Raw genomic sequence first — 17,667 nt, forward strand, 5'->3', positions numbered from 1 at the left:
AAGATGGAAACAAATTACCGCGTTGCTTACAATAAGTTTTGGGAGGATATAAAAAAGCGCGATCCTGACGAGATCACTGCTGCGCGGGCAGTATCTTATAACAGTGAAACCCATCGGTTTGAAGTCATGTACTTTAGTCATATATATATTGCCGATAGAAATCAGGAAACAGTATATCGTAAAACAGATGGTCGAATTCCGGATATCATGGATGCGATTATTATCCTTAACTATCTGGCCTATGCGCAGCCTTTGCAAGAATCTGAGCCTAAGTGGGTGAGCATTAAGGAAATACCCGGGGGGATGATTTTTTATCCTGCCTATCAAAAGACTGCTATTATACCGTTGATCGAGGCTTTCGGCCACCAGGCTAATCTCCTAAAAACAGCTGCCTCCACCTTAGGTGGGCAACCGGCGGCAATGGGCGATTCTTCAATTATTTTTGAGGCTTTTCCAGAAATACCGGTATGTGTGGTTGTTTGGGAGGGGGATGAAGAGGTTAAGGCCAACGCTACCATTCTATATGATCCGTCCATTGAGCCTATGCTTCATAGTGAAAGCATCATTGGTCTGGGTATCTCCCTCGCTAACCGGCTATATAACAAGGCAACGAAAAGAGTTTCTGATTCCGTGAAATATAGTGCTTATTAAGGCTGAGGCTGTAATCCAATGGCTCGGATAGGGAGAGGGACAGTAAAGTTAAAAAGATTGGAGCAGAGCCAATGAAATATGAATGGAGAAAGCAAGAGAAGCAACTTTACCTTCCCAAAGAAAAACCGGAACTAATCACCGTTCCCGAGCAAAAGTTTCTTATGATAAAGGGTCAAGGTGATCCGAACAAGGAAGATTATGCTGAACGAGTGGGTGTGCTGTATTCTTTAGCCTATGCCGTGCGCATGATGCCCAAACAAGGCTACACTCCAGAGGGTTATTATGAATATACAGTTTATCCCCTAGAAGGTATATGGGATTTGACCGAGGAAGGCAGGAAACTCGACACTCTCGATAAGGACGAATTGGTTTATACGATCATGATTAGACAGCCGGAGTTTGTAACGAAGGAAGTGCTTGAACGTGCCTTTGCAGGTGTAAGAAAGAAGAAGCCTCATCCACTGCTGGATGAGGTCACTTTCGATATCATGGAACATGGACTTTCCGTACAAATGCTCCATGTAGGCTCCTATGATGACGAACCGCGGAGTTTTGCCATAATGAAGGAATATATTGCAGAAAACAATCTAGAGAGAACAAGCTTATTACATAGGGAAATCTATCTCTCGGATGTTAGAAAAGTTCAACCGGAAAAGCTAAAAACCGTTTTAAGGTGTTGGGTAAGGCCAAAGAAGTAAGCGGCTAAGAATTTGAACATATTGTGTAACCAGGGTTTAAGGAGACAATCATGGATTTTAAGGGGAAAGTAGTCATAGTCACCGGTGCTGGAGGAGGCATTGGGCGTTGTGTTGCCCAATCATATGCTGCAAAGGGTGCGAAAGTCGTTGTTGCTGAGAAAAACCTGGATTTAGGCCGGGAAACTGAACAATCTATTCTGTCATTAGGTGGAGAGGCTAGCCTCATCCAAACTGATGTTAGTGCTCCGCGAGAAATTGAGAATCTGGTAAGGAAGACGGTTGAGCAATATGGGACGATAGACATTTTAATTAATAATGCAGGTATTTCAAGGTGGAAGTCACCTTATGAGATCACTGTTGAGGAATGGGATGAAATCATTAATACCAACTTAAGGGGAGAATTTCTGTGTGCTCGGGAAGTGGCAAAAATCATGAGGGCCCATGGGGGCGGGGCAATTATCAACATTGCTTCTACGAGAGCTCTTATGTCCGAGGAGAATTCCGAAGCTTACGCCGCTTCAAAGGGAGGAATTGTTGCCTTGACCCATGCCTTAGCAGCTTCTTTTGCCCCGGATCATATCAGGGTAAACTGCATTAGTCCGGGTTGGATTGAGACAGGTGATTATAACCAGCTTAGAGAAGTTGACCATCTGCAGCATTTTTCCCAAAGAGTCGGAAAATCCGAGGATATCGTAAGAGCTTGTTTTTACCTGAGCAGTGAAGAAAATGATTTTGTAAATGGAATCAACTTAGTCATCGATGGTGGAATGACCCGAAAAATGATTTACGTGCCCTAGAAAAATTCACATAACATTAGCGATATGAAAAATGATAATTGTGTAATAAGCCAAAAAATAATCCGTAGCTCTCTTATTCGTGCATAAAATGCGAGGATGCCAAGCTGTGGACTCGTTATAATCTTATCAAGAGGTGATTTGATGGAGTGGATCAATCGATTAAATGAAGCTGTTGCCTATATCGAAGAGAATCTGGATAAGGAAATCTGCTATGAGAAAGCGGCAAAGATTGCCTGTTGTTCGACCTTTCATTTTCAAAGAATGTTCTCTTATATCGCAGAAGTACCCCTAGCCGAATACATAAGACGGAGAAGGCTCACCTTAGCCGCGTTTGATCTCCAGACAGGCAATGATAAGATTATTGATATTGCTTTGAAATACAGCTATGATTCTCCCACTTCATTTAATCGAGCTTTTCGCCTTGTTCATGGGGTTTCCCCCACGGAAGCTAGAAGTAAGGGCGTATCTCTAAAGGCCTATCCACGAATCACCTTTAAAATCACGATTAAAGGAGATGCGGAAATGAATTACAAAATCATTACCAAGGAATCATTTAAAATCGTTGGTGTTAAGGAGCATTATTCGATGAATGCGGAGGAGTGCTTTGCCAAGGTACCATTGTTTTGGATGAAGACTATGCAAAGTGGTGTAGTGCCTTCAATCCTGAGCCTGATGAATCAAGAACCCAATGGCTTGCTTGGAGTAAGCACATGCATGAATGGAGAAATACTGGATTACTACATTGCTGCGGCCACCGACAAAGAAGTGCCGGAAGGGATGGAAGACTACTGGGTCCCAGCTTGCACTTGGGCAGTTTTTGAATGTATAGGTCCCATGCCGACAGCTATCCAGAACCTCCAGAAACGGATTATTACTGAATGGCTACCTACCTCCGGTTACGAGTATGCCAATGCTCCTGATATTGAGGTGTATTTTGAAGGCAATCAGCAAGCAGTCGACTATCGTTGCGAAGTGTGGCTTCCGATTGTCTTATCCCGCAAATTTGTATCCTACACCCCAGACAGTTAGGATATATTCCGGGCGACCGGGATCAAGCTCGATTTTTTCCCTGATTTTGCGGATAAACACCGTGATAGTGCCGGAGTCCCCTAAATACCTTTCTCCCCACAGATTATCAAAAAGTTGCTGACGCGTAAAAACCTGACCGGGGTGATTGGCCATGAAGGCCAGCAGCTCAAATTCCTTGGAAGTGAGGTCGACCTTTTTGCCGCGGACAATAACTTCAAAGGTTTTATTATTTATTTCTAAATCCTTAAAGAGCAAACGATCTTTGTCCTCTGCTAAATATTCAGTGGAAAGTCGAAAGGCTCTTCGGAACATGGCCCCTATACGTAAGGCTAACTCAATAGGGCTAAAGGGTTTGGTCATATAATCGTCGGCTCCCATATTGAATCCCACACTTTTATCAACAATATCCCCTTTGGCGGAGAGGAGGATGATTGGGACAGCGCTTTCCAGACGAATTCTACGGCACACCTCAAACCCATCCAGTTCCGGCAGCATAACATCCAGGATGATCAGATCCGGTTTTTCCTGGGCAAATACTTGTAAAGCTTTTTCCCCATCGGGTGCATAGCAAAAATCATATCCTTCCTTTTGGGCAAGATGGGCAACGACTTTGCGAATGCTATCTTCATCGTCCACCAACATTACTTTGAGTTGCTTTTCCATAGTTTCCCCTCTCTATTTATTCTAAATTTTGAACAGGAATCCCCACGTTGAAGCAGCTTCCACCACCGAATTGGCTTTCTACCTTAATCCAACCCTGATGTAGTTCAACCAATTCTTTGGCTAGAGAGAGTCCTAATCCGGTGCCCCCATATTTTCGCGAAGAGGAGCTATCTGCTTGGGTAAACTTTTCAAAGATGTATTTCTGAGCCTCTTCTTTTATGCCTATGCCATTATCTTTGACTTTTAGAATTATTTCATTAGTGGAGGGACTATATTCAACAAGAATCGCGATTGTTCCCCCGGGGTCAGTGAACTTAACCGCATTACCGGCTAGATTCTCAATGATTCTGCGAATCTTTTCAGGGTCCGCCTTGGTTAAAGGAACATCGGAACCCACATGAACGCTTAAATCAATGTCTTTACACTTAGCTAAGGGAGTAATAACGCTTTCTACTAAAGCGATAATATCCTGCATATCTACGATTTCAAGATTCAATTGCGCCTTGCCGGCTTCGATTTTTGCCAGATCTAAGATGTTGTTGATCAGACTGAGCAGAATTTGGCTGTTGGTTTGTATCTCCTCAAGAATATGGAGCTTATTTTTTTCTTTAGGGGGTAAATCTACTAACAAAAGCTCAGTAAAGGCAATGATTGAGGTGAGAGGGGTTCGCAACTCGTGGCTCATCACTGCCAAGAATTCAGATTTGTATACATTTACTTCCTTAAGACGGATGTTCATTTGCTCCAATTCGTGTTGATGTTTCTTTAAGATGGAGTTAGCCCTTTCTAATTCATCAGTTCGTTGCTCGACTTTCAATTCCAGGTTGTTATAGAGATCCTTTAATTGTTCCGTCATATTTTGAAAATGATTGGTCAGCCTGCGGATTTCGCCTCTGGCCTTCAAGTTTTTAAGATTAACGTCCCACTGGCCCGCCCCTACTTTGGAAACAGCCTGCTCTAATTCACCTAGAGAGCTTGTAACCATTTTGGTAACCAATACATAGATGCAGATAATACATACTAAAATAAGCATAAAGGTAAAAAAAGCATTGCTCATTTGACTGCCACGCATATTTTCCATGTAAATATCCATGGGCATGGTCAAACTCAGTGCACCCGCAAAATCTCCAATTTTCAAACCTTCTTTGGCATAGCCGGAGATATCGATTTCTCCTTTCGGCTCCCCGTGACAATCTAAACAGTTCTTGTCAATAACTAGGGGAGTCATGTAGCGGAAAACAGACTTACCGCCCATATCCTCTATTGCCCAGTATTCAGTGGTCGTAGGATGCTCTTTGAGTCGGATAATCCCGAGGGTTTCAAACCCATCCGGTGCATTTAGTATATTTCGATAGTTAATATTAATAGGCTTTAATTTATAGTCTGTTTCTGCAGCCAGCATAGCACCTACGCCCATAGCAACTGTAGAGCAGCTAAGAAACTTATATTCTAAATTACCCGCTAGATCATAATTGATTTTACGCTGATTGATGGCCATGAATTCCCAAAGGGCTTTTTGTTGTTGGGTTATAATCTGGGCCTTCTCAAGCATCTCACGTTCTGCTTGCTTCATCTCATTGTTATAATCCCATATATATTTAGCTCCCATAACAACAATAATTACAATTACGGTAGCCAGCATAAAGCTAAAGGTCAAATTATCGGTAGCATTGCCTGTTCTTTTTTCATTCCTCATTCTTCAAAATTCAACACCTTATTGTCATTACTACTTGTGAAAACTATCCTGAAGTAAAAAATATTAATTCCAATCATAATAAGTTGTGTCTACAAAAGTTTATCATACAAGCTTTAATTTTGTAAGGGTTAATGAATTCTAGTTAAAAAAGTTAGTGAAAAAAATAATATTCCATTAAGATTTTGTTAATATTTACTCATTGAATATTAATATTGTTGTGATAAACTACACAAAAGCAAATGACAAGGTGCGCTTTAACGAAGATTAAGGAGGTTGATATTACCCATGGCAAAATTCTTAGATAAGATCAATGAATTATCTATTAGCCGTAGAAACTTTATCAAGGCGAGTACCGCGGCAGCGGTCAGCTTATCTTTGGTGGGCTGCGGAAATGCCCTAACTACCACAAATGCCGGCCAGACGGTAGAAGAAGGAAAATGGATTACCGCCGCATGCTGGCATAACTGCGGTGGACGCTGCCTTAACAAAGCATTAGTGGTGGACGGTATTGTCATCCGTCAAAAAACCGATGATACCCACCCCGATAGCCCGGATTACCCACAACAAAGGGGATGCGCCAGAGGAAGATCTCAGCGCCAGCAAATATTTGGTGCTGATCGTTTGAGATATCCTATGAAACGTAAAAACTGGAACCCAGGTGACGGGGGAAAAAGAGAGCTTCGTGGTAAAGATGAATGGGTAAGGATTTCCTGGGAGGAAGCCCTTGATCATATCGCTTCGGAGCTAAAGCGGGTCAAAGAAACCTATGGCAATAAAGCTATTCTGGCGAAAAGCACAGGTCCGGCTCTTAATGCTTATGGCGGAGCTATGACCTACTGGGGTTGCACCTCAGACGGCGCATGGCCGAAGCCTCAGCAGTTCATGAACGGCGGGCGTTCCAGGGGTTCTAATGATCGTCTTGATCTCAGGAACTCTAAGCTTATAGTCCTTTGGGGTGCTAACCCGGTATGGAGTAGTGGCGGTAATCCCGCTTATAATTTTAAACAAGCCAAAGAGGCAGGGGCGAAGTTCATTGTAGTTGATCCTTTCTATAGCGATACAGCCCAACTCCTAGCGGATCAATGGATTCCCGTAAGACCCGGGACGGATACGGCACTGTTGTTAGGAATGGCTCATTATATGATCACCAATAACCTTCATGATCAGGAGTTTTTGGATAAATATTGCGTAGGCTTTGACGCAGACCATATGCCCAAAGGTGCTGATCCAAAAGAGAATTTTAAAGACTATGTTTTAGGGACTTATGATGGCACACCCAAAACCCCCGAATGGGCTTCAGAACATTGTGGCACCGATCCAGACCTCATCCGCTCTTTCGCTCACGAGATTGCAGTGACTAAACCCATGACCTTCACAAGCTCCTCCGCGGCAGCACGAACCTCTGTAGGAGAGCAATTCTGCCAGGCGTTCTTGACGGTGGGTTGGATGACAGGAAACGTCGGTAAACCTGGAGCCAGCGTGTGCTCCAATAATCGCCATAATACTCAAAGCTATGGTGGTCCTGCACTTGTCAAGGCGGGTGGTGATAAAAGTCCAAAGTCGACTAACCCTCTTTACAAAGAACCGACTTTCCCCGGTCCGGATCCTTTCAAAACAGATTGGCATGGTATCGTTATCGACGAGGCTTGGGATGCGGTGGTTGAAGGTGAGTATACCGCCGGGGTACGAGGTAAACAGCCCTGCGATATCCGAATGATCTGGAACATTGGCACAGGTAATACTCTTAATCAAAACACCAATTTGATGAAAGGAATCGAGGCATTCCGCAAGGTTGAATTCGTGGTCACATCGGCTCACTTTCTCACACCGACAGCTCAATACTCAGATATCGTACTCCCTGCTACTACGGAGTGGGAGCGAGTTGGTGGGTTCCTAACCGGCAACCCGGAAATGATCATTTTCTATAATCAGGTTATTGAGCCTATGTTTGAAGCTAAAGATGATGATTGGATGTATCAAGAGATAGGCAAGAGACTGGGCTTAGATCCTGCTGAATTCGATCCACTCTCTCCTCAGCAAAAGCTCTTTAATCAATTGGCCGGTTGTACCGTAATAAAAGAAGATGGATCCGGCTACGAAAACCTTGTAGCTATCACGGCTCAAGATATCGCTGAAATGGGTGTAAAAGGAACTCCCCAAGAAGGGCGAATTTCCTATCAGGAATTTAAGGAAAAAGGAGTCTATCAAGTACCCCGCTCTCCTGGAGATATTTATAGCTATATTGATTACAAGGACTTTATTGAAGATCCTGAAAAGAACCCACTTGGCACCGAAAGTGGCAAATTCCAAATCCATAGCCAAGGCTTGGCGGATACTATTAATGCCTATGGGTGGAACATTTTAGCCCCTATTGCCAAATATCAGTACGTTACCGAAGGGTACGAAGAGACCTTCACTGACTTTGGGAAGAAAGAAAAGAGTGAATACCCACTCCAGCTCACCACTATCCACTATGCACGCCGCAGCCATTCGACCTTAGACAATATCTCATGGCTCAGAGAGGCTTTCCAAAACAGACTCTATATACATCCTGCCGATGCTCAAGCAAGAGGGATCACTAAAAATGACATCGTGAAAATCAGCAGCCGCCACGGCAAGGTAATTAGGCCCGTGTATATCACTGAGAGAATCATGCCGGGAACCCTTACTCTCGGTCAGGGAGCCTGGGCGGAAGTGAATGATGAATCCGGCATTTGTATGGCAGGAGCTACCAATATGTTAAATGGAGGACTCCCCACCGGACAGGGTGTGCAGGCTTATAATACCTGTGTAGTCCAAGTAGAAAAATATGATGGCAAGTTACAGGCAGATTACTTATTGCCGAAACGGATTGTCGCTGCACAAGGAGGGGATAAATAATGGCTCAGTACGGATTTTACTTTGATATGACTGCCTGCGGCGGATGTAAAACCTGTCAAATTGCTTGTAATGATCGTAATGACCTAAAACCCGGTGTTTTATTTAGAAAGGTTAAAGGCTTTGAGGGAGGGAAATTCCCCACACCATGGATTTATTACCTTTCTATGAGTTGTAACCACTGTAAGGAACCTAAATGTGTGGAAGGCTGCCCAACTCAGGCCATGCATAAATTAGACAATGGCATTGTCGCCCACAATAAGGAAAAATGTATCGGCTGTCGTTATTGTACTTGGAGCTGTCCTTATGGGGTTCCTCAGTTCATCGAAGAAACCGGACGGGTGAGCAAATGTGATATGTGTAAGGATTTAGTGGAAAAAGGTGAAAATCCTGCTTGTGTAGATGCTTGCGTGATGCGGGCAATAAAGTGGGGAGAACTAGATGAATTACGGGCTAAATATGGAGAAGAGGCAGTAAGTGATTTACCGGTACTACCGAGTTCTTCAAAAACAACCCCATCTGTTCTCATAAAACCCAAAAGAGTTGCTCTCAATAAAGAGTTTATGGTGAAGGAGGACTAAACATGGGAGGAGAAACAGCATTAATAATCTTTTCCTTTTGCATGCAAGCAGCCATTGGGATAATGTTATTCATGACCTTTAGTCACCAACTTACGAAGGGAAAAGTCTTCAAAGGTGCAGCGGCAGTAGCTGCCGGATTAAGTGTCGTCGGTGTTCTAGCTTCTTTAGCCCATCTGGGTCAACCCCTTAGTGCTTTGAATTCTCTCTTTAACCTGGGGAGTTCATGGTTGAGTCGAGAAGTATTATTTAGTGGTTTGTTCACGGGTATCGCTGTTCTTTATGCCTTGGTGCAATGGTTCAAAAGTGATGCCCAAGCCCTTAGTGCAGGGTTACGTTGGCTCGGCAGTGGTATTGGACTCGTTGCCGTGTTCTCCATGGGTAAACTCTATACCTCAGCATCCGTACCTGTTTGGCAAAGTGCCAATACCTTTGTGGATTTTTATGCCACCACGATTGCAGTTGGTGCTCTCCTTTTTATTGTTGTGAGTTTAAAAGAACTCCAAGATGTGGATAAAAAGTCCTACGGATTAATTGTTTTAACTGCTGTGATTATTCAGGCTGCTGTTGCTGTTCCCTATGCTATCAATCTAGGTCTTGGGGGACTAGCCGCCCAAGCGAGTGCAGCTGTCCTTAGCGGTATGAGCTTCATCATTACAGTAAAGTGGATTCTGGTTTTGGGAGGAGCGGTTATTTTCATCTGGCCTACCCTTCAAAAATCCCTCAAGCCTGGGACCCAATCTTCCAGCTTAATTTACGCTTCCTTAGCTGCCCTGTTGTGTGGACAATTTATCGGTCGATATGTGTTTTATGCAGGGATGGTTGCTTCTACGGTTGGGCTGACCTAATGAGGATCTTCTAATTACTCAATTAGTACAATACCTTCTTTAAATCCTGCTTTCTTCAGTCATGGAAAGCAGGATTTTTTTAGCTGTGAACACAAATATTTCATGTTTTTTTCGTATATTTCTCTATCGGAAAACATGCTAAACTACATACATATATGTCGTAATAACATACTTAAATTAGAATGTGGAGGATTTTAAATTGTATAACGGTGAATGGGCTTTAATTCTCTTTACTATTTTGACCCAATGTGCGGTAGGAATTTGGGTCGTTGCAATTGGCCTAAGGACATTTACGGCCGGTAAGATAGAAATTAACACTGCAACTCAACTTACTTGGCGCCCTCTATTGGTGGTAGGTCCCCTCATGTGTATTGCCTTGGTGATCTCAATATTCCACCTTGGTTCACCGATGCAGGCCTACGCCTCGGTAGCTAATTTACTGACTTCCTGGCTGAGCCGCGAAATTGTCTTTAGTGGATTATTTCTCTTTTTGGGGGTAATATTTGTTGTTATTTATCGTCGAGGAACTTTAGGTTTAGCCTTGGGCTGGTTCACATCGGCCATGGGTCTCATTGCTGTGTTCAGTATGTCCAGTATCTATTACACGACTCCTATTCAAGCTTGGGCTTCGCTTAATACTTATATTAGTTTTTTCGCCACTATGATCATCTTGGGTTCCATTGTCTGTACCTTCTTTATCGAAACGGTCAGTGATTTTTCGAGTCATCAAGGGATAAGAAAATTGCTTTGGTGGCTTTCGCTTCTTACGATGGGAGTCTTGCTCGTACAGTTAGCTTTCTTCATCTATAGCCTAAAGTCATTTACATTGCTCTCAACACTTTACATTACCATCCTATTTTTGGGGGGGATGAGCTTTGTGGTATATAACTTTCAAGAATTTAAAAACTCAGGTAAAGGCTTGCGGGCGGTTTTTTATCTTAGCATAATATTAATCTTTGGTTCAGTAATTTTAGGGCGCTATTTGTTTTACGCCGGTGCAATACCCATGATGGGTTAAAAGAATTTTGGTTTGACTTTTTCCATTAACCGTCTTTAAACATTTGTGAAAATAGTATAAGATTTAAAATGAGGTGGATATATGCTATCGATAGAACGATATTTCCATAAAACCTACCAAAAAATCCTATTCGCTTTGTTTTTATCCATAATATTCCTATTGATTACTGCCGTTACCAGAAGTTCTGTAAAACAAGCAGGAGGTATAGCCTGCTTCTTTATAGCGGGGATTCTCATTTTAGCTGTTTTAAAGGTACTTTTCCTTGAGTTTGTTCAAGATACAGAGGTGCGCCAAAAAGGTAAAAAGGTTTTTGAGTTCTTACATACCACCTTTGGCTGGATTGTTTTTGTCTTGGTTATTTATCATAGTTTGTATTTTTTATCTTTAGCTTTTTGGCCGCAAAATGAGATTTCCCCCAATTATTTTGTCACTGGGGTCCTGGCCCTTATTCCTATGAGCTTAGTGGTGACCTCCGGCTTGGATAAAAACATCATGGCTAAAAGTAAAGAGGTCAAGGCAGTTTATTTTAATCATCTTTTTATGACTATACTTCTTGCCATATTAATTGTGATTCATATTAACTTTCAGTAAAAATAGCATTGCATAATCTTGCTATATCGGTCATAGTTGAAGCTGGATAGAGAAGCGGCCGCCCTTACATATGAAAGAGCGGCAATTATATATACAAGCGAGATGACGGCGATGAAGGATAGTTTAATTTACCGTTTTATGACATTTACTACAATTGTGGTTGTGATCATAATGTTCATCCACTTTGCCTGGGACTACCGTACCCAAACGGCTCAGTCCACCATAGAAATGCACGAAAAGGCACAAGTTATTACCAAACAGCTCATTGCCACCCGTGAGGTCATCGCCAAGAACCAAGACCGCATTAATTACGATTCTGATGGCAACTTTGAGTTTAAACACCTTAATCCCGCCGCAGTGGGCATGGAAATCGGTGTAATCTTCAAAGATATAACCGGGTATACCATCAAACAGACCCGGATTGATTATCGGGACAGCAATAATGCCCCAGATGCTTTTGAGGTTTATGGTATTAAAAGTTTTGCTCAACATCCAGAACTTACGGAAATCTGGGGCGAAGATGTGGTTGCAGGAAAGCGGGTTTTTCGCTATATGGTCCCGCTGAAAATGAATAATGAATGTTTGGTATGTCATGGAGAACCAAGAGGAGAAATGGATATCACCGGTCATCATAAAGAGGGGTACATAGTTGGGGACCTTGGTGGGGCGATTAGCCTAGTCATGCCTATGGACATATTTCTCCAAGGGATAAAAAAAGATATATATCGTCATCTATCCTTTTCCATTTTATTAATCGGTGTGATTGTGATCTCAATGTACTTTTTGGTTACCCGTCTGGTCCTGCGCTCTTTAGGGGAATTAAAGGGAGCGACTGCTAAAGTGGGGCAAGGAAATTTCGATATTGACCTTAGTCAAATTAAGGCCCACGGGGAAATCAGGGAAATGGCGCAGCATATACAGGATATGGCTAATCAGCTAAAGGATTTATACCAAAATCTCGAGTCTAAGGTTGAGCAGCGAACCATCCTGCTGGAATTAGTTAACGATGACTTAAGATTAAAACAAGAGGAGCTGGAAGAAGCCAATCTTAAACTGAGTGAGATCAACACATATAAATCAGAGATTTTAGCAATTATGAGTCACGAATTAAGAACGCCCTTGACTTCCATTATGGCCTTTACCGATCTCCTCTTACAAGACATCCCTAAAGGTTTTAAGCAAGAACGTCAGAATCTTAAGTATATCAAGACCAACAGCGAAAACCTTTTGAAGTTAATCAATAATATTCTTGACCTAGCGAAGATTGAAGCCGGACGTCAGGAATTAAGATTAGAGTATGTGGACATGGCTGATGTCCTTGGGACCATCGATAGTGTAATTGCCCCGTTAGCCAAGGAGAAGAATATTGCCTGGCATATCGAGCTTAACCCTGAAGTCACATTGCTCCGGGCAGACCCCGAGAAGCTTCGCAGGGTGATCGAAAACTTAGCGGGAAATGCCATAAAATTCACTCCTTGCGGCGGCAGCAGCGTTGGGATTAAAGTCGAAAATGCAACCGATAAGGGGTGGATCACTATTTATGTGATGGACACAGGTATTGGCATTCCCCCGGAAGAAAGGGAGGAGATATTTGAACGCTTTACGCAAGCGGATAGTTCTAATTCAAGAAAATATGGGGGAACGGGGTTGGGTTTAGCTCTGGCTAAAGAATTGGTTCAACTTCATAGAGGGAGAATTTGGGTTGAAAGCGAAGTAAATAAGGGCAGTACCTTTGTAGTTCAATTACCGGTCGCCCCCAAAGAGATACCTAAGGAGGAAAAGGAATGAAGCGGACCTATAAGGTTTTGTTAGTCGATGACGAAGAGAGTATATATAAAGTCGTCGAGCAAGTTCTGAAGCGGGATGCCTATGAGTTGATCTATGCCGATAACGGAGAAGCGGCGTTGGAAAGCTTTCGCAATGAAAAACCGGATCTAATTATCTTGGATATTATGCTCCCAATGATTGATGGCTATGAGGTATGCAGAACGATACGGGAAACCAGCAAGGTGCCGATTCTTATGCTATCGGCTAAAGGAGATATTATTGACAAGAGTGTAGGGTTTAATCTTGGTGCCGATGATTATCTAGTCAAGCCTTTCAGTCCGGTTGAGTTAGGGTTAAGAGTAAAGGCTCTCTTAAGAAGGTATTTCGACAAAGAACATGCTTCCCCTATGCCGCGAAGAAGTAAGCGGATTAGTATCGGTGATTTGGATATTAATTGTGAGAGTCATGAAGTCCTTGTTCGTGGCAAACAGGTTTATCTAACACCAAAAGAGTTTGATCTTCTCTGCTTCATGGCCGAACATCCGGATCATGTATTTACCCGTGAACAGCTTTTCGCTCAAATGTGGGAAGACGAATACGTGAGTGATACCAGCACTATAACCGTATTTATCCGGAAACTGCGCGAAAAGATCGAGCTGGATCCGACAAAACCACAATTTATCCAGACCGTTTGGGGTATCGGGTATAAGTTTAGTGATGCCGACTTGCTGGCCCAACCGAAAGTATGGGTTTCACGGCGTTAAGGGCAACTAGTTTCTGTATGTGCTAAAGCTAACAGGTGTCGTAGATAGTGTTTTTGGGTATAAACCAGGTTTACTTTTAAGAAATTGTTAAGTTTTTGTTAACGAAATGTGAACAACTGGCAAATAAACTAATAAGAAATACTTGCTATAATAAATGTGCAAGTATTTCTTTTCTTTTTTATACTAGTTGGAAAATGAGGGAGTGTGAATATGACACCTATGGTGATTTCCAGTGTAATAGTCAAGTGTTTAAACGGTGCTGAAAATATTTTGCCGGATCAGTTGAGAAAAATTATAGGGGTTTCCGTGGAGGGAGTCCAAAATGGGGATATCATTCTGGTTTTAGAGGGCAAGGAAGTATACGACACTGTGCAAATAATTGAAAGCGAGATCAAAACGTTGCCGGGGGTCGCTGGAGTTTATCCGGTATATATAGCCATGGAAGAGGATTTCCCTGAGAAGGAGGTGTGAAATTTTGCTTAAGGGAAATGAGCCCATTGGTCGAAGAGAATTCTTTGGTACAGTATTTAATGAGATTGGCAATTTTGCCATAACGGCAATTAAGTCGGCAACACCAAGCAAACATCTTATCAGACCTCCCGGGGCCATAGAAGAAATTGCTTTTTTAGCCGGCTGTCAGCGGTGTGGAAAATGCAGTTTAGCTTGTGAAGAAGGGGCTATTCACATAGCTGGTCCGGATCAAGGAGTTTTAGTTGGGACCCCTTATCTTACCCCCAGTGAACAGCCTTGTACATTTTGTCTAAGGTGTATTGAAGTTTGTCCCAGTGGCGTCCTTGAGCCGCGGAATTTTCCGGAATCTTATGCTATAGGTGTAGCCAAAATCAATCAAGAATTTTGTCTGGCCTATAATGATCAGCTTTGCAGCTCCTGCCTTTATTCCTGTCCACGGGGTATCAAAGCAATTGAACTACAAGACTTTAGATATCCAATAATCCTGAGTGAAGAGTGCCTTGGGTGTGGCCAATGTGCTAAGGCTTGTATTGCGGAGGAATCTGCAATAACCGTGACAACACGCTAATCAATGTTAGAAAAAATGATAAGGGGAGAGAATTATGAGTCGTACTAAAAGTAAGTCAAAAGTCATGCTCCTAATGATGCTTGTTCTGATGCTTAGTATCGTTATGTTAGCCGGTTGCCAAAGCCAAACGACTAACCAACCGGCGAATCCACCGGCTCCTGTGGAGAATCAACCTGTAGCCGAAGCATCAGGTGACAAGGTTCCTGAAGGTTTCCCACCGCCTACTACCCATCCTCTTGAGGGGAGGGAAAATTGCGCATCTTGTCATAATGAGGGTGTGGGGGGTGCGCCAAAGACGCCTCATCCGGAGCTTACTGTCTGCCGTCAGTGTCACGTTTAATCAGGCAAGTTGATTTTTAAAGGAGGTAAGAACATGGAGTTCAGTAGAAGAAGTTTTCTTAAAACCTGTGCAGTTTCTGCGGCATTGGTGGCAACAGGTTGTACAAGTCAGACAAAGACTGTCCAAGTAGATCCTACTGAGGTAAAACCTAATGCCCCTAAGCAAACTGATGTTGATAAATGGGTTAAATCCGTCTGTAGATACTGTGGAACCGGTTGCGGAGTGCTCATCGGTGTTAAAGGTAGTAAAGTAACAGTTGTTAAAGGTGATCCCGATAATGAGGGGAACAAAGGACTGCTTTGTGCAAAAGGTTATTATCTGCCCCAGGTTATTACTCATAATGAACGGGTTACTAAGCCTTTGATTCGCAAAAACGGCAAGTTGGAGCCAAGTACTTGGGATGAAGCCATGGAGCTTATTGCTTCAAAGTTCAAAGAATCTATTGAAAAAAACGGTCCGGATTCTGTAGCTTTCTATGGTTCCGGGCAGCAACTGGCTGAAGAGGGCTATGTAGCCAATAAGCTATTCAAGGGAGCAATTGGTACCAATAACATTGATGGAAATCCGCGGCTTTGCATGGCTAGTGCGGTAGGTGGATTTACAACTACCTTTGGAGCCGATGAGCCTATGGGCTGTCTCGAGGATTTTGAACATGCGAATGTGTTCTTTATCATAGGTTCCAATATTGCGGAAGCCCATCCTGTCCTCTTTGCCAGACTGACAGATAAAAAGAGGAAAGACCCCGATACCAAGATTATTATCGCCGATCCGCGACGACACCGCTCCCATGAAATTGCCGACATTTCCATGCAGTTTATTCCGGGAACCGATATGGCCCTACTCCATGCTATGGCTTATGTTATCATCGAAGAGGGAATGGCGGACGAGGAATTTATTGCCAAGCATACAAGCTTTTCCAATGGCAAAGAGGCTATGACCTTTGAAGCATATAAGGAGTTCCTTAAGGAATTTACACCGGAAAAGGCCGAGAAAATAACCGGTCTCCCTGCTGACCAAATCCGTGAGGTTGCCCGTTTATTTGGTGAAAAAGGCAAAAATACCATGTCTATGTGGACCATGGGCATTAATCAGCGGGTGGCCGGCGTTTGGGCTAATAATCTTATCCATAACCTCCACCTGATTACCGGTAAGATCTGCAAACCTGGCTCAACTCCTTTCTCTTTGACCGGACAGCCCAGTGCCTGTGGAAGTGTCCGCGAAACCGGAGCCTTGTCTCACTTGCTTCCGGGCCACCGCGTCATTGCCAATGAGAAGCACAGAAAAGAAATGGCGGAGCTTTGGGGTGTGCCTGCCGATCGGATTAAAGAAAAGGTCGGTCTTCATACCATGGAATTGTTTAAAGCTTGTGGGGATGGCAGAGTAAAATGCTTATATGTAATGTGTACTAATCCGGCCCATTCTTTACCGAATGTTACTGCTTATCAAGCAGGCTTTGAAAAAGTATTCTTGGTTGTTGCCGAAGCCTTCCACCCGACTGCTACCACGCAGTATGCGGATGTGGTTCTCCCGGCAGCCTTCTGGTGTGAAAAGGAAGGCGTGTATGGCAATACCGATCGCCGGACCCAGCACTTGGCCAAAGCCATCGAACCGCCCGGTGAGGCCAAGCCCGACTTGGATATCCTCCTTGATCTTGCCCGCCGCTTAGGTTATGGTGAGCTTTTCCCCTTCAAAACCCCTGAAGATGTTTGGAATGAATATCTTAAGTGTACAACGGGAACCCATATGGAACTTGCTACCTATCCGGCACTGCGAGAGGCCCATGGTGTTCAGTGGCCGGTCAAAGATCATAAGGGAAATAAAGGAGCCGTCCGTCGTTATGTTGCTCCCGAGGACCCATATGTAAAAGAAGGAATTGATTTCTACGCCGCTAAGGATCACAAGGCAGTAATATTTGCTAGGCCATATTTAGGACCTGCTGAAGTAGTGGATAAGGAATATCCATATTATTTAACGACCGGTCGTATTCTTGAACACTGGCATACTATGACCATGACCGGCAAATGTCCTTCGATCATGAAGGCTGTACCAAAGCAATATGTGGAATTAAATCCTAAAGATGCAACAGAATTAGGAATCAAAGAAGGCGATATGGTACGGCTGGTTTCCCGTAGGGGAAAAGTGGAATTACCTGCTAAAGTAGGAAGACCAGGTGAACCGCGGCCCGGCCTGCTCTTTGCCCTCTGGTTCGAACCGGATCCTTTGGTGAATGCTGTAACAATTGACGCCGTTGATGCCGCTTCCAAAGAGCCTGAATTCAAGATATGTGCCGTTAAAATCGAAAAAGTCTAAA

17 protein-coding genes are annotated in these 17,667 nt (G+C 43.4%); 15 read left to right on the forward strand and 2 right to left on the reverse strand.

The window, feature by feature from the left end; translation table 11 throughout:
• Positions 1 to 3: 3 nt before the first annotated feature.
• The 4 genes from AC1U9U_RS01065 to AC1U9U_RS01080 all read left to right on the forward strand — a co-directional run bounded on the left by AC1U9U_RS01065 (position 4) and on the right by AC1U9U_RS01080 (position 3,175).
• Positions 4 to 651 carry a DUF3786 domain-containing protein gene (locus AC1U9U_RS01065; RefSeq protein ID WP_479958693.1) on the forward strand — a complete coding sequence of 216 codons (648 nt, stop codon included), beginning with the start codon at positions 4 to 6 and terminating at the stop codon, positions 649 to 651.
• 71 nt (positions 652 to 722) lie between these two features.
• A complete protein-coding gene (locus tag AC1U9U_RS01070; protein ID WP_479958694.1) occupies positions 723 to 1,349 on the forward strand; it encodes a GyrI-like domain-containing protein in 627 nt (208 codons plus the stop codon).
• Between the two features lie 50 nt (positions 1,350 to 1,399).
• Positions 1,400 to 2,146 carry a glucose 1-dehydrogenase gene (locus tag AC1U9U_RS01075; RefSeq protein ID WP_479958695.1) on the forward strand — a complete coding sequence of 249 codons (747 nt, stop codon included), beginning with the start codon at positions 1,400 to 1,402 and terminating at the stop codon, positions 2,144 to 2,146.
• A gap of 141 nt (positions 2,147 to 2,287) precedes the next feature.
• Positions 2,288 to 3,175: an AraC family transcriptional regulator gene (locus tag AC1U9U_RS01080; RefSeq protein WP_479958696.1), complete on the forward strand. Its 888-nt coding sequence runs from the start codon at positions 2,288 to 2,290 to the stop codon at positions 3,173 to 3,175.
• Here AC1U9U_RS01080 and AC1U9U_RS01085 read toward each other — a convergent pair.
• Both AC1U9U_RS01085 and AC1U9U_RS01090 read right to left on the reverse strand, forming a co-directional pair.
• Positions 3,137 to 3,838 carry a response regulator gene (locus tag AC1U9U_RS01085; RefSeq protein ID WP_479958697.1) on the reverse strand — a complete coding sequence of 234 codons (702 nt, stop codon included), beginning with the start codon at positions 3,836 to 3,838 and terminating at the stop codon, positions 3,137 to 3,139. The two genes, AC1U9U_RS01080 and AC1U9U_RS01085, sit on opposite strands and share 39 nt — an antisense overlap.
• A 16-nt stretch (positions 3,839 to 3,854) precedes the next feature.
• Positions 3,855 to 5,534: an ATP-binding protein gene (locus AC1U9U_RS01090; protein ID WP_479958698.1), complete on the reverse strand. Its 1,680-nt coding sequence runs from the start codon at positions 5,532 to 5,534 to the stop codon at positions 3,855 to 3,857.
• 285 nt (positions 5,535 to 5,819) lie between these two features.
• On the opposite strand from AC1U9U_RS01090, the gene AC1U9U_RS01095 reads away from it, so the two are divergent.
• The 11 genes from AC1U9U_RS01095 to AC1U9U_RS01145 all read left to right on the forward strand — a co-directional run bounded on the left by AC1U9U_RS01095 (position 5,820) and on the right by AC1U9U_RS01145 (position 17,666).
• Positions 5,820 to 8,414, forward strand: a complete 2,595-nt coding sequence (locus AC1U9U_RS01095; RefSeq protein WP_479958699.1) for a molybdopterin-dependent oxidoreductase — start codon at positions 5,820 to 5,822, stop codon at positions 8,412 to 8,414.
• The gene (locus tag AC1U9U_RS01100) at positions 8,414 to 8,992 is read left to right on the forward strand and encodes a DMSO/selenate family reductase complex B subunit (protein ID WP_479958700.1); all 579 of its coding nucleotides are present in this window, start codon (positions 8,414 to 8,416) and stop codon (positions 8,990 to 8,992) included. The genes AC1U9U_RS01095 and AC1U9U_RS01100 overlap by 1 nt, the downstream gene beginning before the upstream one ends.
• 2 nt (positions 8,993 to 8,994) lie before the next feature.
• Positions 8,995 to 9,837: a dimethyl sulfoxide reductase anchor subunit family protein gene (locus tag AC1U9U_RS01105; protein ID WP_479958701.1), complete on the forward strand. Its 843-nt coding sequence runs from the start codon at positions 8,995 to 8,997 to the stop codon at positions 9,835 to 9,837.
• A 199-nt stretch (positions 9,838 to 10,036) separates the two neighbouring features.
• Entirely contained in the window at positions 10,037 to 10,855 is an 819-nt protein-coding gene (locus AC1U9U_RS01110) for a dimethyl sulfoxide reductase anchor subunit family protein (protein ID WP_479958702.1), read from the forward strand.
• A gap of 81 nt (positions 10,856 to 10,936) precedes the next feature.
• A complete protein-coding gene (locus tag AC1U9U_RS01115; protein ID WP_479958703.1) occupies positions 10,937 to 11,446 on the forward strand; it encodes an iron reductase in 510 nt (169 codons plus the stop codon).
• Between the two features lie 111 nt (positions 11,447 to 11,557).
• Positions 11,558 to 13,234 (forward strand): ATP-binding protein, encoded by a 1,677-nt coding sequence (locus AC1U9U_RS01120; protein WP_479958743.1) that lies wholly within the window; start codon positions 11,558 to 11,560, stop codon positions 13,232 to 13,234.
• Positions 13,231 to 13,977, forward strand: a complete 747-nt coding sequence (locus AC1U9U_RS01125) for a response regulator (RefSeq protein WP_479958704.1) — start codon at positions 13,231 to 13,233, stop codon at positions 13,975 to 13,977. The genes AC1U9U_RS01120 and AC1U9U_RS01125 overlap by 4 nt, the downstream gene beginning before the upstream one ends.
• Positions 13,978 to 14,187: 210 nt before the next feature.
• Positions 14,188 to 14,448 (forward strand): chaperone NapD, encoded by a 261-nt coding sequence (locus AC1U9U_RS01130; protein ID WP_479958705.1) that lies wholly within the window; start codon positions 14,188 to 14,190, stop codon positions 14,446 to 14,448.
• Positions 14,449 to 14,452: 4 nt separating this feature from the next.
• The gene (locus AC1U9U_RS01135; protein WP_479958706.1) at positions 14,453 to 15,016 is read left to right on the forward strand and encodes a 4Fe-4S dicluster domain-containing protein; all 564 of its coding nucleotides are present in this window, start codon (positions 14,453 to 14,455) and stop codon (positions 15,014 to 15,016) included.
• Between the two features lie 34 nt (positions 15,017 to 15,050).
• Positions 15,051 to 15,356 (forward strand): hypothetical protein, encoded by a 306-nt coding sequence (locus AC1U9U_RS01140; RefSeq protein ID WP_479958707.1) that lies wholly within the window; start codon positions 15,051 to 15,053, stop codon positions 15,354 to 15,356.
• Positions 15,357 to 15,389: 33 nt separating this feature from the next.
• A complete protein-coding gene (locus AC1U9U_RS01145) occupies positions 15,390 to 17,666 on the forward strand; it encodes a molybdopterin-dependent oxidoreductase (RefSeq protein ID WP_479958708.1) in 2,277 nt (758 codons plus the stop codon).
• Position 17,667: the final 1 nt, after the last annotated feature.

The organism is Desulfitobacterium sp. (assembly GCF_982384815.1).